The 22,592-nt window shown below is 46.6% G+C and carries 17 protein-coding genes; 15 read left to right on the top strand and 2 right to left on the bottom strand.

The annotated features are described in order from the left end of the window. The first annotated feature begins 162 nt into the window (after positions 1-162). The 6 genes from QFZ81_RS22935 to QFZ81_RS22910 all read left to right on the top strand — a co-directional run bounded on the left by QFZ81_RS22935 (position 163) and on the right by QFZ81_RS22910 (position 10,820). Entirely contained in the window at positions 163-1,632 is a 1,470-nt protein-coding gene (locus tag QFZ81_RS22935; protein ID WP_307604893.1) for an ABC transporter substrate-binding protein, read from the top strand. A gap of 75 nt (positions 1,633-1,707) precedes the next feature. Next, positions 1,708-2,646 carry an ABC transporter permease gene (locus QFZ81_RS22930; protein ID WP_029199042.1) on the top strand — a complete coding sequence of 313 codons (939 nt, stop codon included), beginning with the start codon at positions 1,708-1,710 and terminating at the stop codon, positions 2,644-2,646. Between the two features lie 29 nt (positions 2,647-2,675). Then, positions 2,676-3,593: a carbohydrate ABC transporter permease gene (locus QFZ81_RS22925; protein WP_307604891.1), complete on the top strand. Its 918-nt coding sequence runs from the start codon at positions 2,676-2,678 to the stop codon at positions 3,591-3,593. A 46-nt stretch (positions 3,594-3,639) separates the two neighbouring features. Then, positions 3,640-4,959: a glycoside hydrolase family 125 protein gene (locus tag QFZ81_RS22920; protein ID WP_307604889.1), complete on the top strand. Its 1,320-nt coding sequence runs from the start codon at positions 3,640-3,642 to the stop codon at positions 4,957-4,959. Beyond that, on the top strand, positions 4,956-8,087 hold the full coding sequence (locus QFZ81_RS22915; protein WP_307604887.1) for a beta-galactosidase: 3,132 nt from the start codon (positions 4,956-4,958) through the stop codon (positions 8,085-8,087). Before QFZ81_RS22920 ends, QFZ81_RS22915 begins: the two co-directional genes overlap by 4 nt. Positions 8,088-8,090: 3 nt before the next feature. Next, complete coding sequence (locus tag QFZ81_RS22910; protein ID WP_307604885.1) at positions 8,091-10,820, top strand: alpha-mannosidase; 2,730 nt, start codon at positions 8,091-8,093, stop codon at positions 10,818-10,820. A gap of 378 nt (positions 10,821-11,198) precedes the next feature. On the opposite strand, the gene QFZ81_RS22905 is transcribed toward QFZ81_RS22910, so the two are convergent. Continuing rightward, the gene (locus QFZ81_RS22905; protein ID WP_307441178.1) at positions 11,199-11,807 is read right to left on the bottom strand and encodes a DUF2238 domain-containing protein; all 609 of its coding nucleotides are present in this window, start codon (positions 11,805-11,807) and stop codon (positions 11,199-11,201) included. 288 nt (positions 11,808-12,095) lie between these two features. Between QFZ81_RS22905 and QFZ81_RS22900 the strand changes: the two genes are divergently transcribed. The 6 genes from QFZ81_RS22900 to QFZ81_RS22875 all read left to right on the top strand — a co-directional run bounded on the left by QFZ81_RS22900 (position 12,096) and on the right by QFZ81_RS22875 (position 17,942). Then, positions 12,096-12,341, top strand: a complete 246-nt coding sequence (locus QFZ81_RS22900) for a hypothetical protein (protein WP_307441180.1) — start codon at positions 12,096-12,098, stop codon at positions 12,339-12,341. Between the two features lie 206 nt (positions 12,342-12,547). Beyond that, positions 12,548-13,603 carry a type I glyceraldehyde-3-phosphate dehydrogenase gene (gene gap / locus QFZ81_RS22895; protein WP_307441182.1) on the top strand — a complete coding sequence of 352 codons (1,056 nt, stop codon included), beginning with the start codon at positions 12,548-12,550 and terminating at the stop codon, positions 13,601-13,603. Then, positions 13,582-13,758, top strand: coding sequence for a GapA-binding peptide SR1P (locus tag QFZ81_RS22890; protein ID WP_171689955.1), 177 nt, complete (start codon positions 13,582-13,584; stop codon positions 13,756-13,758). The genes gap and QFZ81_RS22890 overlap by 22 nt, the downstream gene beginning before the upstream one ends. Continuing rightward, positions 13,758-16,439: a pyruvate, phosphate dikinase gene (gene ppdK / locus QFZ81_RS22885; protein ID WP_307441184.1), complete on the top strand. Its 2,682-nt coding sequence runs from the start codon at positions 13,758-13,760 to the stop codon at positions 16,437-16,439. Before QFZ81_RS22890 ends, ppdK begins: the two co-directional genes overlap by 1 nt. Before the next feature lie 80 nt (positions 16,440-16,519). Beyond that, entirely contained in the window at positions 16,520-17,128 is a 609-nt protein-coding gene (locus tag QFZ81_RS22880; protein WP_307604883.1) for a helix-turn-helix transcriptional regulator, read from the top strand. A 13-nt stretch (positions 17,129-17,141) separates the two neighbouring features. Then, positions 17,142-17,942: a pyruvate, water dikinase regulatory protein gene (locus tag QFZ81_RS22875; protein WP_307441186.1), complete on the top strand. Its 801-nt coding sequence runs from the start codon at positions 17,142-17,144 to the stop codon at positions 17,940-17,942. Positions 17,943-17,998: 56 nt separating this feature from the next. Here the strand turns inward: QFZ81_RS22875 and QFZ81_RS22870 are convergent, their stop codons facing one another. Continuing rightward, the gene (locus QFZ81_RS22870; RefSeq protein WP_307441188.1) at positions 17,999-18,190 is read right to left on the bottom strand and encodes a hypothetical protein; all 192 of its coding nucleotides are present in this window, start codon (positions 18,188-18,190) and stop codon (positions 17,999-18,001) included. 232 nt (positions 18,191-18,422) lie between these two features. Here QFZ81_RS22870 and QFZ81_RS22865 point away from each other — a divergent pair, with 232 nt between their 5' ends. The 3 genes from QFZ81_RS22865 to QFZ81_RS22855 all read left to right on the top strand — a co-directional run bounded on the left by QFZ81_RS22865 (position 18,423) and on the right by QFZ81_RS22855 (position 22,588). Beyond that, positions 18,423-20,246: an assimilatory sulfite reductase (NADPH) flavoprotein subunit gene (locus QFZ81_RS22865; RefSeq protein WP_307604880.1), complete on the top strand. Its 1,824-nt coding sequence runs from the start codon at positions 18,423-18,425 to the stop codon at positions 20,244-20,246. 38 nt (positions 20,247-20,284) lie between these two features. Then, positions 20,285-22,006, top strand: coding sequence for an assimilatory sulfite reductase (NADPH) hemoprotein subunit (gene cysI / locus QFZ81_RS22860; protein WP_307441191.1), 1,722 nt, complete (start codon positions 20,285-20,287; stop codon positions 22,004-22,006). A 252-nt stretch (positions 22,007-22,258) separates the two neighbouring features. Next, positions 22,259-22,588 (top strand): ArsR/SmtB family transcription factor, encoded by a 330-nt coding sequence (locus tag QFZ81_RS22855; RefSeq protein ID WP_307604878.1) that lies wholly within the window; start codon positions 22,259-22,261, stop codon positions 22,586-22,588. Positions 22,589-22,592 lie beyond the last annotated feature (4 nt).

Raw genomic sequence — 22,592 nt, 5'->3', positions numbered from 1 at the left:
AGCAGTCCTTTTTTTTGCCGGAAAGGATAAATAGCCGCTTTTTTCTTAACTTTAGACAGGGTTCATTTAGTTTATCGTCTATTTGTAACTGCTTTCATGCGGTACTGTAAAGGTAGCCCAACGGGGCGTAAATAATAGAGCACTTAACAGGGAGGATACAAAATGAAAAAACGTTTGGTCACCACACTAGGATTGACGCTAGCAGTTTCACTGGCTCTTAGCGCGTGCGGCAACAAAGAAGCCGGCGGTGCGAAAGGGAATGAAACGACAAATAAACCGGTAGAGTTAATCTGGTACACAATCGGAACACCGCAGAAAGACGTGGACCGCGTCATGGCTGAAGTTAGCAAATATACCGCGGAAAAAATCGGCGTTACCGTGAAAATGAATATGGCGGACTGGGGCGACTACGCACAAAAAATGCAAGTCATGACAGCATCCGGTACACCAATGGACATTATGTTTACGTCTTCATGGGCTTTTGATTACGTGCAAAACGTGCGTAAAGGCGCATTTAAGCCGATTGACGAGCTTCTTCAAAAAAATGGACAAGGTATCGTGAAAGCATTAGATCCTGCATTTCTTAACGGCTCCAAAGTGGACGGGCACAATTACGGCGTACCTGCCAATAAAGAACTGCCAGCTCAAGACGTATGGCGTTTCAACAAAAACCTGGCTGACAAATACAACCTTAGCCTAGATAATGTGAACACGCTTGAAAGCTTGGAGCCACTGCTCAAAACGATCAAAGAAAAAGAACCGAACGTTTACGGATTAGCCGTTGATAAAAATTACATGCCGTATGTGCCTTATGATTACATTATTGAGAAAATGCCGATGGCCGTGAAAGTAGAGAATTCGGATTTCAAAGTGGTTAACATTTTTGACACGCCAGAAATGAAGCAAGCACTTAAAACCATGAACAAATACTACAAAGCGGGATATGTTCCTACGGAAGCATCGACGCTTTCCTCGCTTAACGATGTACAAGTAACTGGGAAATGGTTCGCGGATAAAGCGACGAATCAACCTTTTGCGGACAACCTTTGGTCAGCTAGTTATGGCTATCCGGTTGTTTCCAAGGCAGCAAGTCCTGCTTTGATCTACAACTGGTCCGTTATGGGCTCCATGCAGGCGATCTCAGCTAATTCCAAATATCCGGAAAAAGCTATGGAATTCCTAAACTTGCTGAATACCGATCCTGTGCTGCGTAATATGGTCGATTCCGGTATTGAAGGCGTTCACTACAAAAAAGTCGATAACGACAAAATGGAAAACTTACCAGAATCCAAAAACTACGACATGCCGACTTTCTCCCTCGGAAACGTTCTGCTGACGTATAAAGATGTCAAAGATCCTGCGAACAAATGGGAAGAGTTCAAGAAATTTAACGATACAGGTGTACCTGCACCTCTACTTGGTTTCAACTTCGATCCATCGAAAGTGATCAATGAAATCGCAGCAGTTCAAAACGTAAAAGAAGAATTCTGGGCAACGCTCATGACTGGTACGGTAGATCCAGATAAATACATTCCGCTAGCCAACGAAAAATTCAAAAAGGCTGGTTTGGATAAAATCATGGCTGAAGCACAAAGTCAGATTGATGCTTGGAAAGCAGCGAACAAAAAATAATTCAGCATAGTTGATTAGGCGAATGTTCAACATTCGCCTGATCTTTTTACTACAATGATCTTGAGGGGTGATTTTATGAAAGGAATAGGAGCATTTTTTAAAGATGTTAAACAAAGTAGAGTTCTACTGCTGATGGCATTGCCGGCGACGCTTTGGTTCCTGTTCTTCTCTTATTTGCCGATGGCCGGTATGGTAATTGCTTTTAAGCAGTACCGCTATAGCCGCGATGGTTTTTGGGCAAGTATTATGGAAAGCAAATGGGTAGGGCTGCAAAATTTCAAATTTTTATTCAGCACCAATGATGCCTATATCATTACGCGGAACACACTGCTCTACAATATTGTGTTTATTATTGCAGGGCTTGTGCTATCCGTTGGGTTAGCCATTGTGTTATCGGAAATCGTGAATAAAAAACTGGCGAAGTTGTATCAAACAGGGATGTTCCTGCCTTACTTCCTATCGTGGGTAATCGTCGGATACTTCGTGTTCAGTTTTCTTAGTGTAGATAAAGGCATGCTGAATCACATTCTCTCCGGGTTCGGAATTGATCCGATCCGTTGGTATAACGACAAGACGTATTGGCCTCTTATTATCATTTTTGTTTACCTGTGGAAATCGGTCGGTTACAGCAGTGTTGTGTATTTGGCCGCGATCATGGGGATCGATAAATCGCTGTATGAAGCCGCGATGATTGACGGAGCAAGCAAATGGCAGCAAATCAAACACATTACCTTCCCTATGCTGAAGCCGCTCATGACGATTCTGACATTGCTGGCAATCGGACGCATTTTCTATGCAGACTTCGGATTGTTCCTGCAAGTGCCAAGAGATTCAGGAACGCTGTATTCAGTGACGAATGTTATTGATACGTATGTATATCGTGGTCTCAAATCTACGGGAGAAATCGGTATGAGTACCGCAGCCGGTCTATACCAATCGGTTATCGGCTTCATTCTGGTTATGACTTCGAACTATATCGTTAGAAAATTCGATAAGGACAATGCGTTGTTCTAAACTATTTTCATGGAAAGGAGGACATCTAAATGATTGCTAAACCAATTAAAAGCCGTGACTTTCATAAATTGCCGCCTGCTTTGAATATACTTTTTAATCTTGTCGCGGGACTCTTTGCGCTCGCTTGTATCTTCCCTTTTCTGTTTGTAACGATCATTTCATTTACGGATGAGAAGACGTTAAGTGCGAATGGATACCGCATTATTCCGGAAAAATGGAGCCTCGATGCCTATCGTTATCTCTTCAAAGCGGGTGATCAGCTGCTGCTTTCCTATGGAGTTACCATTCTTGTAACTGTGGTAGGGACGCTTGTAAGCTTACTTATAACAGCTACGTTTGCCTATGCGATTTCACGTAAAAGCTTTAAATTCCGCAATTTCTTCGGTTTTTTTGCTTTCTTCACGATGCTGTTTAACGGTGGACTCGTACCGACATATATCGTTGTTACACAATTGATGGGACTTAAAGATTCGGTCTGGGCTTTGATTTTACCGCTGGCCGGAAATGCATTTTATATTATGATTATGCGTACTTTCTTCATCACATCTGTTCCTGACGCCATTATTGAATCTGGGAAAATCGACGGGGCCGGCGAATTTGGGATTTTCGTCAAACTGGTGCTGCCGCTCTCGCTTCCGGGACTGGCCACTATAGGTTTATTCAGTACTCTGGGATACTGGAACGATTGGTTTAATGCGCTGCTCTATATCGATACGCCGAATCTGGTGCCTTTGCAATCGATGCTGATGCGGATCGAGAACAGCATGCAGTTCCTGCTCCAGAATACAAGCAACCCTTCTGTTGGCGTAAGCTTACTGCAATCGCTGCCGCAGGATACATCCCGTATGGCGATGGTTGTTCTGGCAACCGGGCCGATTATTTTTGCATATCCGTTCTTCCAACGGTACTTTATCCAAGGCTTGACGATTGGTGCCGTGAAAGAGTAACGTAAAAGTGCATTCTTCGAAACTAGAAAAATTTGGAGGACTTACCGTGGAACAATTCAGACTGCCGAAAATTCCGATGCCGAAACTGGAGCTGCCAAAGGCTATCCAAGAAGTATTGCTGGAAGCCGAAGAGAAGCTGGCGCATCGTCCGAAGCTGCTGCAGCTATTTAAAAATTGTTTTCCTAATACATTAGAGACGACGACCAAATTGATGGAGGATGGCACGACCTTCGTCATCACCGGAGATATCCCTGCGTCGTGGCTGCGCGATTCTGTGGAACAAGTCATGCACTATGTGCCATTTGCCAAACAGGATTCCGATCTGCAGCGCATCATTAGCGGCTTAATCAAGCGTCATATCCAATATATTCATATCGATCCGTATGCCAATGCGTTTAACGAATCAGCGAACGACTGGCACTGGAACAAGGCGGATCAAACGGAAATGTCGCCATGGGTATGGGAACGTAAATTTGAACTGGATTCGTTATGCTTCTCGATGCGGCTGGCTTATGCGTATTGGAAGGAAACGGAGTTAACGGATATTTTCGATGCGGGATTTAAAGCTGCGATGTTTAAAATCTACGAATTGTTTAAGACGGAGCAATACCACTTTGAAAAGTCGCCATATCGTTTCACTCGCAATAACGGAATTCCGACGGATTCACTGCGCAATAACGGGATGGGGATGCCGGTGAATTACACGGGCATGGTATGGTCAGGCTTTCGTTCAAGTGACGATGCCTGCGACTTTCATTACAATATTCCAGCGAATATGTTCGCGGTTGTGGCCCTTCGCCATATGCAAGAATTTGCAGAATGGGTGTTCAGGGATATGGACTTCCTCCATGACCTGAAAGCCCTTGAAGCGGATATTGACCATGGAATCCAGCTGTATGGTATCTATCGTCATCCCGCGTTTGGGCCGATTTATGCCTATGAGACAGACGGCTTCGGCAACTACTGCTTAATGGATGATGCGGGCACGCCAGGGCTGATGTCAATTCCGTATCTGGGTTATGTATCGGCGGATGATCCGATCTATCAGAACACAAGACGATTCGCGTTAAGCAAAGAGAATCCGTTTTATTTCGAAGGCAAAGTTGCCAGAGGCATCGGCAGTCCGCATACGCCGGACGATTACATTTGGCATATGGCCTTGTCCATGCAAGGCTTGACGGCTTCCACAGATGAAGAGAAGCTGGCGATGATCGCGATGCTTGAAGCAACGGATGCAGACACCGGGTTTATGCACGAGGGCTTTCATGTCGATGATCCAACGATTTTTACGCGGAAATGGTTCGCCTGGTCGAACAGCTTATTCTCCCAGTTGGTGTATAAAGCGATGAAGGATGGTTTACTATGAGTCGACCGGTCATTATTTTCTATGATGCCACATTTCCGATCAGTAATTCTAGTGAAGTGAATACCGATCTACTCACGGCGCTAGGTGCTGTTGTTGTAGGCGCCGATGCACTTGGAGAAGCTCTCAGGTCGGCGGTTGGTGGATGCTTTGTTAATCTGCATGCCCCGTATTTCCCTAAGTCCGCATGGCCGGAGATCCTTGCATTCTTGCAACGCGGCGGCGGGCTGCTTAGTATTGGCGGCGCAGCCTTCAAGCGTCCGGTGCGCCGGGAAGTGGATGGCTGGCATATAGAGTCGGAGCAGACCGCCTATCATCAGCAGTTGTACATTCATGAAATACTTCGTGTTGAAGCCGTTCCAATGCGCTCCTATACAGCGTTAGAAACCTTGCCGCTGCTTCAAGGGCAGGAATCGATGTTCGCGCTTGCAGATACGTGGAATCTGGTTCCACATACGACACGCAACAGCGATCTGCCCGATCAAATGGGCGCTGCGGGTACCATGAGCACACAGATTTATCCGCTTTTGAAAAGCATCAGTAAAGAAGGCCGTGAAATAGCTGCGCCTGTTGTTCTTTGGGAAAACTCGCGCGGCGCGTTTATCGGTTCGCGTTGGATGTTTGTCAACGTACCGCTTAGTCCTTCGTTTTGGAGCGAAGGCGGTGCCCAAGCCTTGATGGGGTGGGCCGCATTTTGCGCCAATGGTGTTACGGAGCTGTGGATCAAGCCGAATTATGCCAGCTTCGAGCCGGGAGAGCATGCCATGCTGGCGCTCCAAACTCAGCTTATCGGAGGGATCGAAGCTGGAGCTGTCTCTAAGCAATGGACACTTGATCTTCGTGTAGCGCATGAGAGTGGCGAACAGAACGTGTGGACCCATCGTTTGACAGCCGAAGTGAATAAAGAATTCAACGTGGTGCGCATTCCGGTACCACTTGATATACAACGTGGTTTATATCATGTGACATGCATGGCAACGTCTGAGGATGGAGAGCTTCGCGTGCTTCGCCAAGGCTTCTGGGGGCACGACCCTTTGCTGCTCGCGGAGGGACAACCGATTACCTGTGATCGCGATTATTTCATCAAGGACGGACGTCCACTGCCGATCGTCGGCATGACGTATATGACCTCTGATGTCGCTCGCAAATTCTTGTTCCTGCCCAATAGCGATGTCTGGGATCGAGATATGGCCCAAATGGCCAAAGCGGGCATTAATTGGATCCGAACAGGGATTTGGACGGCTTACCGCAATATCATGCAGGTGGATGGACATGCTTCCGAAGAAGTTCTGCGAGCTATTGATGCTTTCTTCTTAACGGCTAAGAAGCACAATCTCCAGGTAACGTTCACCTTCTTCTCCTTTACGCCAGAAACTTGGGAAGGGGTTAACCCTTATCTCGATCCGCAAAGCGTAGAGGCGCAGAAGCGGTTTATCCGCTCCATTGTTTCGCGTCACCGTGCAACGACGCATGTGGATTGGGATTTGATTAACGAGCCTTCTATGTTTGATCCTGCTCTAATTTTTTCCGAGGGACCGCGTTCCACCCGGGATATCTACGAACGGCAGGCTTTTGTAGAGTGGCTTAAGCTGCGTCATGGCCGTATCGAATTGCTTCAGGAACGGTGGAATATGTCGCCTGAACAGCTTCCGACTTTTGAAGCGGCAGCTATTCCCGAGGCTGGAGAAATCAATTTCGATGTGCAGGATATGCATAAGGGCAAGAAAGGAACGCGTTGGCTGGATTACTGCTTGTTCTCAATGGAGATGCATAACCGCTGGGCCAAAGAGCTCTACAATACGATTAAAGAGATTAGTCCGAATCATCTCGTGGTGGTTGGTCAAGATGAAGCGCTTGGCGCGCAGCGGCCTTCTCCTTTGTTTTATGAGGAGGCGGTGGACTATACAACCGTGCACTCTTGGTGGCTGAACGATAACCTCGTTTGGGACGGCATTTTTGCCAAAACAGCGAATAAGCCGAATGTCATTCAAGAAACAGGCATCATGTATGTGGAGACACCGGATGGACGCGCTAAACGTTCCGAGAACGAACTGCGCTGCCTGTTGGAGCGCAAATATGCTTATGCATTTGCCACCGGAGGCGCCGGTGCTATTCATTGGATTTGGAATACTAATTTTTATATGGATAATGCGAACGAGTCGCATATCGGTGCGCTTCGGGCTGACGGCACAGAGAAGCCGGAGGCTGATGTGTCTTACGATTTCGGGCGGTTTATGGATGAAATCAGAGATTTGTTCCAGGATCGGGCGTTGGAGGATATCGTCGCGATTTTCCCTTATTCGAACGATTTTTCCAACCGGAAATTGGCGTTTGATGCGACGACTAGAATGACGCGCGTTCTGTCGTATCAAATGAAGATGCCGTTCCGTTCGGCATCGGAATATCATTTGGCTGCGCTGGAGGAACAACCGGCGAAGCTGATCCTTCTGCCGAGCGCGCATAATGTTGATGACCAAGCTTGGACGAAGCTTGTAGATATCATACAGCGTACGGGTGCGACGCTGCTTGCGACAGGTCCGATCAGCATTGATGCGTATTGGAAACAAACGCCGCGTCTAATCGATGAGCTAGGTGCTGCCGAGCTTCACAATGTACGCCGCGAAGAAATGCTTCAACTGCAAGGTGCAGCGCTCCCGGTATCCTTTGACAAGCGTCGTATAGCTGAAGTCGTAAAAGAAGTGCGGACTGGACATTCAGGCGCGGGAACAGAGTCTGCTAGCGCAAGCGATGCGGTTGTCGATATTCCGCTGGGCAAAGGCAGACTCATTTGGAGTCCGCTGCCCGTTGAATTAAACGAACGACTGGACACGGTCGCCCGCCTGTATCGTTATGCCATCGATGCCGCGGGCTGTGAAAGCGGATTGCATTGGCTGCAAGGCGGCGACATTGCAGGTGTCTACGGGAGGAAGTTAAGCTTTAAGAAAGGCTTCCTGTATGTATTCGTATCTGAATTTGCATGGAACGTGGATGTCGAAGTGAAGGATACGGATAGCGAGGTAACTTATGCATTTACGCTAGAGAAAGAGCGTTCCGTTCTCTTTGCTGCAGATGCGCACGGCAATCTCATCTCTGTATATCGTCCGGAGGAAGTCCATATTGAAAGGAGTTAAACGATGAGCACCAAGAGAACCGCTCATATCATTTCCCATACCCATTGGGATCGGGAATGGTATTTACCATATGAGAAACATCATGTTCGTCTCGTAAAGCTAGTAGATACACTGATGGATAAAATGGATCAGGATCCGAATTATCGCAGCTTCTTTTTGGACGGACAAACGATCATTCTGGAGGACTATCTCCAAGTCCGACCGGATCAAAAGGATCGATTGACCAAATTTATTCAGGACGGCCGTATTTTAATAGGTCCGTGGTATATTTTGCAGGATGCGTTTCTGACCAGCGGCGAAGCCAATGTACGAAATATGCAGATCGGGCATCAAGATGCGAAGAAATATGGCGATGTATCGAAGATCGGTTATTTTCCCGATACGTTCGGACTGGTAGGCCAAACGCCGCAATTGATGCAGCAGTCCGGGATCACGAATGCATTATTTGGCCGCGGCGTGAAGCCGACTGGCTTTAATAATACTGTTTCTGACGGTGATTATGAATCGTCATTCTCGGAACTGCTTTGGGAAGGACCTGATGGTTCCCAAGTGCTCGGTATTCTGTTTGCCAACTGGTATTCGAACGGCAATGAAATCCCTGTAGACCGGGAAGAAGCGAAAGCATTCTGGGAGCGGAAGCTAGCAGACGCGGAGAAATACGCATCGACTGGCGAGCTGCTCTTTATGAATGGCTGTGACCATCAGCCGGTTCAGTTGGATTTGCCTGAAGCGATTCAAGCTGCGCGTGAGCTGTATCCGGATACGACCTTTGTTCACTCGAATTTTATCGATTACTTACAGGCTGTTCAGCGTTCCTTGAAGCATGAGCTTTCTACGGTAAAAGGTGAGCTGCGCAGTCAACGGACAGACGGTTGGTCTACGCTCGTGAACACCGCTTCAGCTCGTGTTTACTTGAAGCAAATGAATCAGCTGGGGCAAGCGATGCTGGAAAAAGTGGCTGAACCGCTGGCCGCTTTCACACATGTCCTCGAAGTTGGGGAGAAATACCCGCATCATCTGTTCACGTATGCTTGGAAAACATTAATGCAGAATCATCCGCACGATAGCATTTGCGGCTGCTCCGTGGACGAAGTACACCGGGAAATGGTGACACGATTCGAGAAAAGCCGGCATGTGGCGGAAGCGATCGTTGATGACAGCAAACGAGCGATTGCTGAAGCGATCGATACGTCGAGCTTTGCGCAAGCGGGCGAAAGCGCCCTGCCGGTCGTTGTTTTTAATACCTCCGGTTGGGAGCGTACCGGCGTCGTGAGTATCGAGGTAGATGCCTTGCGTTTGTATTTCCGTGATGGATACACGCTTGAAGAAGCAAGCAGTTTTGCGAAGGCGGCGGATCTTTCGGGCCGTACGCTCGTGGACGAGCTGGGGAATGTCGCAGCATGCACGTTTGAAGATCTCGGGCTGCAATTCGGTTACGATTTGCCGGACGACAAGTTCCGTCAGCCATATATGTGCCGTAAAGTGAAGCTGACTTTTGAAGCGGAGAAGGTTCCTGCTTTAGGGCTGAAGACGTACGCATGGGTTAAAAGGGAAGATGTAATTTCGGCTTCTTCGCTGTTAGTGGGAGACCGGGTACTGGAGAATGAATCGCTTAAGATCGAAATTGCGGATAACGGTTCATTCACGTTGACAGATAAGAAGAATGGCCGATCTTACCGGGATTTAGGTGTGTGTGAGAATACTGGGGATATTGGCAACGAATATATGTACAAACAACCGGATGGCGAGACGCCGCTTACAACATATGGTTTAGCTGCACAAATCCGTGTGTTAAAAGATACGCCCTATCAGGCATCTATTGAAATTGTACACGACTGGGAAATCCCTGCGTCAGCGGACGAATTACTGGAAGAAGAGCAGCGCGATTTGATTTACTATCCGCACAGAAAAGCGCAGCGATCAGCTCGCATGGTACCTATGCAGATCCGTACGATTGTCAGTCTGAGCCGCGGCGGCAAAGGGGTAGAGATCGAGGCATCCTTCAACAATCAGGCCAAAGATCACCGTTTACGGATGTTGTTCCCATCGGATCTGAATACACAGGTTCACCGCGTCGACTCTATGTTTGAAATCCCGCAGCGCGACAACACGCCGACTGCTGAATGGGAAAATCCAAGCAATACGCAGCATCAACAGGCATTCATTGATGTAAGTGAGGCGGAGGCTGGTCTTGTTGTTGCTAACCTCGGATTGAACGAATACGAAGTTCTGCGCGACGGACGCAATACGATTGCCGTGACGCTGCTTCGCGCAGTTGGCGAGCTGGGCGACTGGGGCTTGTTCCCGACGCCGGAAGCGCAGTGTCTGGGCGAGCACACCGTCCGAATGACCATCATTCCGTATAGCGGCGAAGGCGAACAATACGGCGCTTACGAGCAAGCCTACCAGTTCCAAATTCCGTGGACGTTATGTCAAACTGGCATTCACTCTGGGCGCATCGCACCTACGTATGCACCATTCCGTTGGGAAGGCGATAAGATGGCCTTTTCCTCCATGAAAATGAATGAAGGAACTGGCGATCTGCTGCTCCGTTGGTACAACATGAGTTCCCAAAACACTGAGCTCAAGCTAAGTTCCAACATACCTCTATACTCCTTCTATAAGAGTACGATTATGGAAGTACATGGCACAAGTATTGAAGCTGACGCGGGAAGCCAAATGTCTTTGCCGACAGGTCCTTGTGAAATTGTGACCATCGGGATTCAACGATAAGATTAGCTGGAACATTTGAATTCAGCATGAAATTAATACCTCCATTGGAAATTTCCAATGGAATCGGGTGTCAGACTTCAAAAATCGCAATTTTATTGGAATAGTTCCAATGAAATTGGTTTCTAGGCTGTCTAATCCCTACTTCCGTTGGAGTTAATCCAATGGAAGTAGCATTCAGGCTTCGAACTCACAAAGCGGGAGCAGAATTCAAGAACTTTGGCGAGTAGGGACTCCAAAGAAGTAGCACAAGCTGGCTTATTTGCAGGTACGTCTAACGAATTGAGCACGAGCTTTGAGGAATAACGCCAAATAGACCAATCTAAGTCAATCAGACTTTAGATTGGTCTATTTTTGTTAGCACATATACCCCGTTCACGGTCAGGATTGCACGTCAATCAGTGGCATTTTTCTCCGCTTCGCCTTGAAAGCTAGATAAATACTGGTCAATACGGCGCCTATGGTTCCGCAAATGATATCCGTCATCGTGTCGACCAAGCTTCCGTTTTGCGAATGGAGGCCGAATAGACCGTCTGTCGTGAACTCGTATATTTCCCAAACGCCGGCCATGGCGATGGAAAAGAAAAGGCAAAACCACACGGCAACTTGCGCACTCGGCACGGCCTTTTTCTCGCCGTTACTTGCTTTCATATAAATCAATAAACCAACGAAGCAAAGGATCAAGCCCGAAAAGAGATGCTCGATTTTATCCAGGTAAGGGATTACTTTGTAAAATCCAAACTCGTTTGCCATAAACATTGTGACAAAAATGAACAATAAGACGGAAAAGCGCAACGCGGCAAACATTGTGGTTTTTGTGACTTTGACCACGATTCGGATGATCAGCAGCACAGCAACAATCAAAACGGCCTGAAGCATCTTTGCTTGGTTGCCTTTCACCAAAAAATAAACAATGCAGACTGCGGCAGTCACATACATGGCCAGTTCGAACAGGTCGTTCCATTTGTCTTTACGTTTTCCCATTTGCATCGCTTTCACTCGCCTCGAATTCCGAAATTAGTCTTTTAAGTAAATATTAAACAATATATTTTACTCTTAAACAAGACAGCACAATCATTGAGTGCTAAAAATGTATGTTGTCTCTTACAAAAATTGCCCGGGAAATAGCTAAACCAAGTCCCGTCTCTCCATTGTTACCCTTTATCCATATCCCATATTCCGGATGATACTGTTTGATCAAGTCTTTTTGGAGAGAGGCATATCTTGACGTATCTTCAATCATTTTAGATATATTAAGTCTATAATCAAGGTAAGATTATGAAATTATCAAAAACAACCAATTATGCTTTGCATACGGTGCTAATGGTTGTTGCCGCCTCCCATGACCAAGCCGGTAGGCGTTCAGCAATTAGCAGAGGCGGCTCAGGACCGTCCGTTAAGCGTCGAAAAAGTGCTTACAGCCTGTCGCGCTGCGCGAAGCCGGCCGTTAAGCGCCGAAAAGGCGCTTACAATGTAAGACGATTTCAAGAATTGGTTGGAACCCCATCCCAGCTCTCTTCATGAGCCAAAAGTATAAGTTACACAAAAGGACCTGAGGCGGAGCCTTAGGTCCTTTTGTGTATCAAATATGACATTATATATGACGTCATATATAAAATTTATCCCTTTAATAGTGATAAATAATGATATTTTTGTGAACTTAAAAATATATATTGTACATTATATAACCTTATGATACATTTATGACATACTAAATAACGAATTGGAGGATGGAGATGCGAGTTGGAATTAGTGGTACAGGTAGAATCGGAAGGCTTTGTTTAAGAAAAGCATTGGCCGAGAAACAGCAGGAGTTTGAAGTCAACGTGATTAACTCAACAAGCCCCATTCATGTATTGGCCCATTTGTTGAAATATGATTCGGTTCATGGCACATGGGACGCGAAAATTGATGTGTTAAATGACAACTTAATGAGGATTAACGGAAAGCTGATTTCCGTCATTTGTGAAAGAGAACCGGATTTATTGCCGTGGGAGGATTATGGTGTTGAATTGGTTGTGGATGCAACCGGAAAATTCAATCATCGGCATGGTGTTGAACGACATTTATTTGCTGGAGCCAAGAAAGTTTTGATTACTGCACCTGGAACGAACATGGACCTCACAGTTGTCATGGGTGTGAATGAAGAGAAGTATGATCCTAAGCAGCATCGCTTGGTATCTGCAGCTTCCTGTACAACCAACTGTATCGCACCAGTTCTACATATCCTAGACGAAGCTTTTTCTGTTAAACAGGGTTGGATGACAACGGTTCATGCTTTTACGAATGATCAAAATCATATGGATAACCCGCATAAAGATCTTCGACGCGCGAGGGCATGCACCAATTCTATTATTCCGACTTCAACTGGCGTGGGGAAAGCACTAATCGATGTGATTCCTCATCTCGCATCCCAAATTCAAGGCGTGTCCGTTCGCGTGCCAACACAAGATGTTTCTCTGTTAGATCTTCAAGTGGTGGTTGGCCGTAAAGTTAGCGTTGATGATGTGAAGTTCGCCATTAAAAAGGCGATTGCTGGGCAAATAGGAACCTTTGTTGACTATAATGAATTGCCGCTTGTTTCTGCGGATTATATAGGTAATGAGAAATCTGCCATCATCGACGGTCTTAGCATTATGACGCACGAAAACCAAATTAAGCTCCTGGCCTGGTATGACAACGAATGGGGTTACACAAACCGAGTCATTGATTTAGTAGCTCATATGTCACGTGCTGAAAGCACACAACTAAAGGGGGAAACGAAATGTCTAACACAAACCATGTAACATTGGCGGCCATTCATCGGTATGATCTGGGTGTTATCATTTGTAAATCATGTAATGAAGTGATTGCAACGTTACCTACGGACGGATATAAAAAATTCTATGGTTTGTGCAATTCAACCCTATGTATCGATAAAAATAAGGAGGCTAACAAATAATGATTCAGAAACAAGTGGTACCCTTTCAGGAGGGAAATGCTTCAATGAAAGCTTTACTGGGAGGAAAGGGGGCTAATCTCGCTGAGATGACACGTGCCGGCCTTCCCGTACCACCGGGTTTCACCATTACGACCGAGGCCTGCTTAGCTTTTTTTAAGGTTGGCAATCGGATCTCAGAGGAACTGCTTGAACAAATTGCAGCAGCTCTCAAGCAGTTAGAGAAACAGAAGGGACAAACGTTCGGGGATGCGAACAACCCACTTCTTGTTTCCGTACGATCCGGTTCTGTCTCTTCGATGCCGGGTATGATGGATACTATTTTGAATCTCGGTCTCAACGACGTAACGGTTCAAGGGTTGGCTGCTCTTACGAACAATGAAAAGTTCGCTTATGATTGCTACCGTCGCTTGATGCAGATGTTTGGAAACGTGGTGCTTGGCATTGAAGCCTATCATTTCGAGCAGCTGCTGCACCGTTTGAAAGAGAAAGAGGGCGCCCAGCAAGATCAGGATGTTACAGCTGACGGTTGGAAGGGTCTTATCGAAGATTACAAAAAGTGTATTATGGCTAAAACAGGCCTAGCTTTTCCACAGCATGTCTACGAGCAGCTGCGAATGGCCGTCGAGGCTGTATTCAAGTCATGGAACAATCAAAGAGCTCAGATTTACCGCAAAATAAATCGGATTCCAGATGAACAGGGGACAGCCGTTAACATTCAGAGCATGGTATTTGGCAATATGGGCAGCAGCTGCGGCACAGGCGTTGTCTTTACGAGAAACCCATCCACGGGTGAGAATACATTTTTCGGTGAATACCTGATTAATGCACAAGGGGAAGATGTGGTTGCAGGCATCAGAACACCGCTTGCGATTGCCGCGCTGAAAAGCGAAATGCCCCTGATTTATGAGCAGCTGTTTGGGGCATCCAAGCAGTTAGAGAAGCATTACAAAGATATGCAGGATATTGAGTTTACGGTTGAAAATAATAAGCTTTACCTGCTGCAAACACGAAACGGGAAACGAAACGCCCAAGCTGCGCTCAAAATTGCCGTCGATTTAGTCCATGAAGGTTTATTGACTAAGCAGGAAGCCGTTGAACGCATCGAAGTGTCACATCTTGATCAACTGCTGCACAGAGGTATTGATGAAGAGGCTGTAAAGGATGTGTTGGCCAAAGGACTTCCTGCTTCGCCAGGAGCAGCGGTTGGGCAGCTTGTCTTTGACGCAGACACGGCTGCAGAATGGAGCCGTGCCGGCAAGACGGTCATTCTTGCAAGAAACGAAACAACACCCGAAGATATTCATGGCGTGATCGCATCGGAAGGCGTGCTCACGAGCCGCGGAGGGATGACGAGCCATGCCGCTGTTGTGGCAAGGGGAATGGGTAAACCTTGCGTATGCGGCTGCGAAGAAGTCCGAATTGTGCTTGATGAGAAGCGGATGTTTGCGGGAAGCAGGATCGTAGAAGAAGGAGATTGGATTACACTAGATGGTGCAAGCGGGCGCGTCATTATCGGTGCCATGCCTTTACATGAAGCGAGAATGACGGATGAACTTCTTGTTATGCTGAAGTGGGCGGATGATATTCGTTCACTGAAAGTATTCGCCAATGCGGATAATCCGCACGATGCGAGAATCGCGAGACAATTAGGAGCCGAAGGGATCGGTTTATGCCGTACTGAGCATATGTTTTTCTCGCCAACTCGTCTGCCTGTTGTTCAACGAATGATCCTCGCGGATGACAAAGAGGATCGCTTGCAGGCTCTTGTACAGCTGCTCCCTATGCAGCAGTCGGATTTTGATGGTATGTTCGAGGAAATGGATGGCCTTCCGGTAACGATCCGGTTGCTGGATCCGCCTTTGCATGAGTTTTTACCGAACCTCGAAGATCTGCAAAAAAGACATACCCAATTAACTTATGATAAAGGTGCGTCAGACTTAGAAAGAGAAGAGATCGCACACCTTCTCCGCAAAGTGCAATCGCTCCATGAGTCTAACCCTATGCTCGGTCAGCGGGGCTGCAGATTGGGAATTGTATATCCGGAGATTTATGATATGCAGATAGAAGCCATCTTCCGTGCAGCTTCAAGCTGTATCGACAGAGGCATCCGAGTTCTTCCGGAAATCATGATTCCACTCGTGGGCCATGCCAATGAACTGAAAATTTTGAGGGAGCTTGTTGACTTTGTTGCGGAACAGGTGCTGGGCAAAGACAAACTTCGTGATTGTCCTTACAAGGTCGGGACCATGATAGAGGTACCACGAGCGGCTCTTACTGCACGCCAAATTGTGGCTTATGCCGATTTCTTCTCTTTTGGCACCAATGACTTGACTCAAATGACGTATGGTTATAGCCGTGACGATGCGGAGGGTAAATTTCTAACCCACTATGTCGATCAGAAGCTTCTTCCGCATAATCCGTTTCAAGTGCTTGACACAGAAGGAGTCGGACAATTGATTGACTTAGCTGTGAATGCGGGTAGGCTCGTTAAGCCGTCGCTCAAAACTGGCATATGCGGGGAGCATGGCGGAGATAAAGAGTCGATTTTCTTTTGCCACTTGACCGGATTGGATTATGTCAGCTGTTCCCCTTACCGAATTCCTTTGGCTCGAATAGCTGCAGCACAAGCGTTCATCTTGCATGGTATTATCGGTGAACAAAAGGTAGCTCAAGCCATTTGATATAGCGAGAAAATCGGTTAAAATGGGGATGAACATGAAAGTTCGGGGAGGGAAATACGATAGAACTTACATCCCGTCAAATGGAAATCATTGAACGCGTAAAAAAACATGCTCCGATTACCGGAGAAAACCTAGCGGAAATGCTCGGAATCGCTCGTCCTACCATTCGTTCCGACCTTGCCCTGCTTGTTATGCTAGGTTATTTGGATGCGAAGCCAAAGGTTGGTTATTTTCTCGGAAAAACGCTGGAACGTGAAGAATCATCGTACAAAAAGCTGGATGGCATTTATGTTAAAGATGTTATGGGTTTACCTGTCGTTCTTCAAGAAACAGCTACGGTGAATGATGCCGTCGTCTCTCTGTTTCTTGAGAATGTGGGTACTCTGATGATTGTGAGCAGTAATCGTGCATTAGTTGGTATTGTCTCTAGAAAAGATTTGTTAAAGGTAACGTTAGGCAATGCGGGTGCTCCTACCATGCCGATTAGTCTTGTGATGACGAGACACCCGAACATCGTTACGGTAAGTCCGGAGGACCATGTCATTGATGCTGCGCGAAAAATGATTCATCATCAAGTTGACAGTCTGCCAGTCGTGAGTTTGGACTCAGAACAAGACAAAGATGGCGTTATCGGACGAATAACGAAAACAACCATGACCAAATTAATGTTGGAACTAGCTGCGAATTAGGAGGTATTCACGGGTGGAGGAGAAAGTCCATACGATATTCGTTTGTTCGGACTCGGTTGGGGAAACGGCAAACACGGTTGTTCAAGCTACAATTCGTCAATTTAACGCCAGTCAAGTTCATGTAAGGCGTTTTGGAACTATGCGTACGGAGGAAGAAATCCGAAGTATGATGGAGGAAGCTTCCCGACTTGGCAGTTTTGTTGTTTATACGCTCGTTCTTCCGGAATTAAGAGAGATGATGCGTCAAGAAGCGATTCGCTTAAACGTGACTAGCATTGACGTCCTAGGTCCTGTCATGCAAGCTTTTATTGATACTTTTAATGATTCTCCCAAAAGGAAAGCAGGGTTACTGCACCAAATGGATGAAGATTATTATAAGCGGGTCGAAGCGATCGAATTTGCTGTTAAAAGCGATGACGGAAAAGACACAAGCGCTCTAAAACAAGCCCATATTGTTCTATTGGGCGTTTCAAGGACGTCGAAAACACCGCTAAGTATTTATTTGGCGCATAAAGGTTATAAAGTAGCTAACTATCCATTAGTGCCGGAAGTAAAGCCGCCACAAGGGTTGTTTACGCTTAACAAAAGCAAATTGATCGGATTGACGATGAGTGCTGAACAGCTTGTGAAGATCCGTACGGAACGGCTGAAAGCAGTTGGGCTGCCATTTGGCGCTAAATATTCAGCATTAGAAAGAGTGGCGGAAGAGCTGGAGTATGCATTCGGATTGTATAAGCAGCTTGGATGTACCGTGATCGATGTCACCGAAAAAGCAATTGAGGAAACGGCTGGCATCATACTGGAAGCCATGTAGTACGTCAAAATTTTCAACGAGCGCTCTGCAGCCGCGGGTCGCTTTTTTTTGCTATTTTATTTCTGGCCGTTTGGCCGTCGCTTCAAGCCGCTTAAACTAATCGGTTTTTCAATTTCCGCATAGTTATCATCGATATCACTACGAATCGAGTTCAGCAGATGAAGAGCGTGGCTTCTTTCATCATATTCAGGAATCAGTTGGATCAATTCTTCCAATCGTTTTAATCTCGTTTCTGTAACAAATCTCATTGGTGAAGCTCCTCTGCTTAAATCCTGTATCCTATAGTATTCGTATAAGAGTGGTAATATCGGTCTATACTTTTCCAGGGTTTTATCCCTTTATCAATATTACTGATAGATCACATAAGATCATTCTAATTGACCTATTTCGACATACATGATAGTTTCAAGAGAGTGAAAATAATGAGAAAAATGTATAATAGGAAATAATATCATTGCAGGCTATGAGAGGTGGATATTCTTGGTACTTCAAGTAACAAACAGTCCTTTTAATCAGGAACAAGTAGAATTGCTTAATCGATTACTTCCTACACTAACGGAATCACAACGAATCTGGCTAAACGGTTATCTTGCGGCACTTCAGGGATCGGCTGTCGTGACGGCTTCTGGTGCAGCTCCTGTAGCTCCCCTAGCGACGAATGCACCTGTAATCTCCAAAGAAGTAACTGTACTTTTCGGATCACAGACGGGTAAGTCTCAAGGGTTAGCGAAGAAAATGTCCAAAAAGCTAGAAGAGCTAGGCTTTCAGGTAACGCTCTCCTCGATGGCAGACTTTAAGTCGAATAACTTGAAAAAGATTCAAAACTTGCTTGTTCTAGTGAGTACCCACGGAGAAGGAGATCCACCGGATAACGCTATTTCTTTCCATGAGTTCCTTCATAGCAAGAGAGCTCCTAAATTGGAGGATCTGCGGTTTTCCGTGCTTTCACTTGGAGATACATCTTACGAGCTTTTCTGCCAAACAGGTAAGGATTTCGACAAACGTCTGGAAGAGCTTGGCGGCAAACGCCTTGCGCCGCGTGTCGACTGCGACGTGGATTTCGATGAGCCAGCTGCAGAGTGGATGAGTTCCGTTTTAAGCTCTTTAAGTGAAGCATCATCGGGCTCGACTGTTGTAAGTGGTGCCCAAGCGGCTGTTGAAAGTGGAACTGAATCGGAATATTCGAGAACAAATCCATTTCAAGCCGAGGTTCTTGAGAATTTGAATCTGAATGGTCGTGGATCGGACCGCGAAACCCGCCACATTGAGATATCCCTTGAGGGATCTAATCTTCAGTATGAACCGGGTGATTGCTTAGGCATCTATCCGGAGAACCACCCTCGCCTTGTGGACGAATTGATCGAAGCCATGGGTTGGAAAGCCGAGGAACTCGTTACTATTAATAAAAATGGCGACAAGCGTTCATTACGCGAGGCGTTACTTCATAATTATGAAATTACTGTATTGACGAAGCCGTTGCTGGAACAAGTTGCAAAGCTTACCTCAAGCAATGGGCTGCAGGAGCTGTTGGCTGCAGGACGCGAGCAAGATCTTAAAACGTATATCAATGGGCGGGATTTATTAGATTTGGTGCAGGATTACTCTCTTAAGGGAGTATCCGCGGGCGAGTTCGTAGCGATCCTTCGTAAGATGCCTGCTCGACTTTACTCGATCGCAAGCAGTTCCAAAGCTTTCCCAGATGAGGTACACGTTACCGTCCGTACGGTGCGTTACGAGACTCAAGGCAGAGAACGTTACGGCGTGTGCTCCGTGCAGCTCGCTGAACGAATCAAGTCTGGCGAAACGCTGCCGGTTTACATTCAAAACAATCCGAATTTCAAGCTTCCCGAGAACTCGGAAACACCTATCATTATGATCGGACCAGGCACGGGCGTCGCTCCATTCAGAGCCTTTCTAGGAGAAAGAGAAGAGACTGGGGCCGAAGGCAAATCATGGCTCTTCTACGGAGATCAGCACTTCTCCACCGATTTCCTTTATCAGATTGAATGGCAGAAGTGGCTTAAGGATGGCGTGTTGACGCGCATGGATGTTGCATTCTCCCGCGATACCGACCAGAAAGTATATGTGCAGCATCGGATGCTTGAGAAGAGCGCCGAGCTCTATAAATGGCTTCAAGAAGGGGCAATCGTGTACGTATGTGGTGACGAGAAGAAAATGGCACACGACGTCCATGCGACCCTGGCAACAATTATTGAACAAGAGGGCGGCTTCAGCTCGGAGGAAGCAGCGGAGTATTTGACCCGTATGCAACAGCAAAAACGTTATCAGAGGGATGTTTATTAAGTTCAGATCCCAAAGATCGCGAGAGGAGAAAGGCCAATATGTCAGAAAACAATTTACTTTCAAAGAACAGTGCGCCGCACAGTGAAGTAGAACACATAAAAATGAGAACCAATTACTTGCGGGGGAGTCTCGAAGAGACGCTGAAAGGCACAATTACGGGGTCCATCCCAGAGGATGATAACCGTTTGATGAAGTTTCATGGAAGCTATATGCAGGATGACAGGGATCTGCGCAACGAACGGCAGAAGCAGAAGCTGGAGCCGGCCTATCAGTTCATGCTGCGTGTGCGTGCTGCTGGCGGTGTCGTTACGCCAGAGCAATGGTTGATGATGGACGGGGTTGCACAGAAGTATGCTAACGGTACGATCCGTCTGACGACTCGTCAATCTTTCCAGCTTCACGGCGTGCTGAAGTGGAATTTGAAGAAGACAATCCGTGAAGTGAATGATTCGTTGTTAAGTACGCTAGCCGCGTGCGGTGACGTTAACCGGAACGTCATGTGTAATCCGAATCCTTACCAGTCGGATGTTCATGCTGAAGTATACGAATGGGCCTGCCGCGTGAGCAACCATCTTGATCCACAAACCAAAGCCTATCACGAGATCTGGCTTGATGGCGAAAAGGTAGTGGACAGCCAAGATGGCATAGTGCAAGAGCCGATCTATGGACAAGTGTATTTGCCGCGTAAGTTTAAAATCGGTATTGCAGTGCCGCCTTCCAATGATGTGGATGTATTCTCGCAGGATCTGGGTTTCATTGCTATCGTTGAAGATGGGCGTCTAAAAGGCTTTAACGTATCCGTAGGCGGCGGTATGGGGATGAGCCATGGTGATACGTTGACTTACCCGCAAGTAGCCCAAGTAATCGGATTCATCACGCCTGATCAACTAATTGATTTGGCGGAGAAGACGGTTACGATTCAACGGGATTATGGCGATCGCTCTGTGCGGAAGCATGCACGTTTTAAATATACCATTGATGACCGCGGCATTGATTGGTTCGTTGGTGAACTAACCGCTCGTTTAGGTTGGAAGCTCGAAGCGGCGCGTCCATACCATTTTGATCATAACGGGGATCGCTATGGCTGGGTTAAGGGAAGTAACGGGAAATGGCATTTCAACCTGTTTATTCAAAACGGCCGTGTAAAAGACGAGGATAATTACCTGCTGATGACCGGACTTCGTGAAATTGCCAAAGTGCACAACGGGGACTTCAGACTTACGGCGAACCAGAATCTGGTGATCGGTAATGTGAGCACTCAGAAGAAGAAAAAGATCGAAGAGCTGATCAAAGAATACGGTCTTACGGATGGACTTCAGTACTCCGCATTGCGCAGAAGCTCTATGGCTTGCGTGTCTCTGCCGACTTGTGGTATGGCGATGGCTGAAGCTGAGCGCTATCTGCCCGACTTAATCGATAAAATCGAGCCGATGTTGGAAGAAGCAGGTTTGGGTGACAAAGAGATCGTCATTCGCATGACCGGTTGTCCGAATGGATGCGCTCGCCCAATGCTGGCAGAAATCGCGTTCATTGGCAAGGCACCAGGCAAATACAACATGTATTTGGGCGGTGGGCATTCCGGAAACCGACTAAACAAGCTGTATAAGGAAAACATCGGCGAAGTGGAGATTCTGGAGTCGCTGCGACCGCTTGTTAATCAATATGCGAAGGAACGGCAAGAAAACGAGCATTTCGGCGATTTTGTTATTCGAGCTGGCTATGTCAAAGAAGTTCGTTCCGGACAAGACTTTCATTCGTAAAATATGGTTAACTAATTTCAATAGCTTCCCGGAAATAATCGGAAATAGAAAGAAGTGCGTTCACTTAGACGCACTTCTTTTTTTTTGACTCTGTTTTGATTTTATTGTTGATTTTACGCCAAACACTCACAAATTAATTTTATAATATTCCTTGACAGGAATATTCCGATAGAGGTATATTGTAAATAGAAATAAGGTAACTTGCTAACGAAACGAGGTGGCCTGACTTGACTAGAACTGGAAAACATCATCATGGATAACACAACATTTAACGCACTGGCCGAACCCAACCGTTTACGCATTGTTGAACACCTGTTAGAAGGTCCCTTGACAGTAGGGGATATCGCCGATGGCCTTGGGCTTCGCCAACCTCAAGCCTCGAAGCATCTGCATGTCCTGCTTGAGGCCGGACTAGTCGAGGTAGAGGCTGTCGCCAATCGCCGGAACTACAAGCTCCGATTGGAGCCGTTCCAAGAACTGGACGCTTGGCTTGAAACCTACCGCAGTGTCTGGGATGAACGATTTGACGCTCTGGAGAATTACCTGCAGAAGCTGAAAAACAAACAAAACAAACAAAACTAAATTT

Origin of the sequence: Paenibacillus sp. V4I9 (assembly GCF_030817295.1) — a bacterium.
Taxonomy (GTDB): domain Bacteria; phylum Bacillota; class Bacilli; order Paenibacillales; family NBRC-103111; genus Paenibacillus_E.
The sequence above is the reverse complement of the archived record's forward strand: the minus strand, read 5'-3'. Positions and strand labels throughout refer to the sequence as shown.

Bases quoted from the DNA above. Each gene is read 5' to 3' on its own strand.
- QFZ81_RS22935 (WP_307604893.1), top strand. From the start codon at position 163: ATGAAAAAACGTTTGGTCACCACACTAGGATTGACGCTAGCAGTTTCA.
- QFZ81_RS22930 (WP_029199042.1), top strand. From the start codon at position 1,708: ATGAAAGGAATAGGAGCATTTTTTAAAGATGTTAAACAAAGTAGAGTT.
- QFZ81_RS22925 (WP_307604891.1), top strand. From the start codon at position 2,676: ATGATTGCTAAACCAATTAAAAGCCGTGACTTTCATAAATTGCCGCCT.
- QFZ81_RS22915 (WP_307604887.1), top strand. From the start codon at position 4,956: ATGAGTCGACCGGTCATTATTTTCTATGATGCCACATTTCCGATCAGT.
- QFZ81_RS22910 (WP_307604885.1), top strand. From the start codon at position 8,091: ATGAGCACCAAGAGAACCGCTCATATCATTTCCCATACCCATTGGGAT.
- QFZ81_RS22905 (WP_307441178.1), bottom strand. From the start codon at position 11,807: ATGCAAATGGGAAAACGTAAAGACAAATGGAACGACCTGTTCGAACTG.
- QFZ81_RS22900 (WP_307441180.1), top strand. From the start codon at position 12,096: ATGAAATTATCAAAAACAACCAATTATGCTTTGCATACGGTGCTAATG.
- gap (WP_307441182.1), top strand. From the start codon at position 12,548: ATGGAGATGCGAGTTGGAATTAGTGGTACAGGTAGAATCGGAAGGCTT.
- QFZ81_RS22890 (WP_171689955.1), top strand. From the start codon at position 13,582: ATGTCTAACACAAACCATGTAACATTGGCGGCCATTCATCGGTATGAT.
- ppdK (WP_307441184.1), top strand. From the start codon at position 13,758: ATGATTCAGAAACAAGTGGTACCCTTTCAGGAGGGAAATGCTTCAATG.
- QFZ81_RS22880 (WP_307604883.1), top strand. From the start codon at position 16,520: ATGGAAATCATTGAACGCGTAAAAAAACATGCTCCGATTACCGGAGAA.
- QFZ81_RS22870 (WP_307441188.1), bottom strand. From the start codon at position 18,190: ATGAGATTTGTTACAGAAACGAGATTAAAACGATTGGAAGAATTGATC.
- cysI (WP_307441191.1), top strand. From the start codon at position 20,285: ATGTCAGAAAACAATTTACTTTCAAAGAACAGTGCGCCGCACAGTGAA.
- QFZ81_RS22855 (WP_307604878.1), top strand. From the start codon at position 22,259: ATGGATAACACAACATTTAACGCACTGGCCGAACCCAACCGTTTACGC.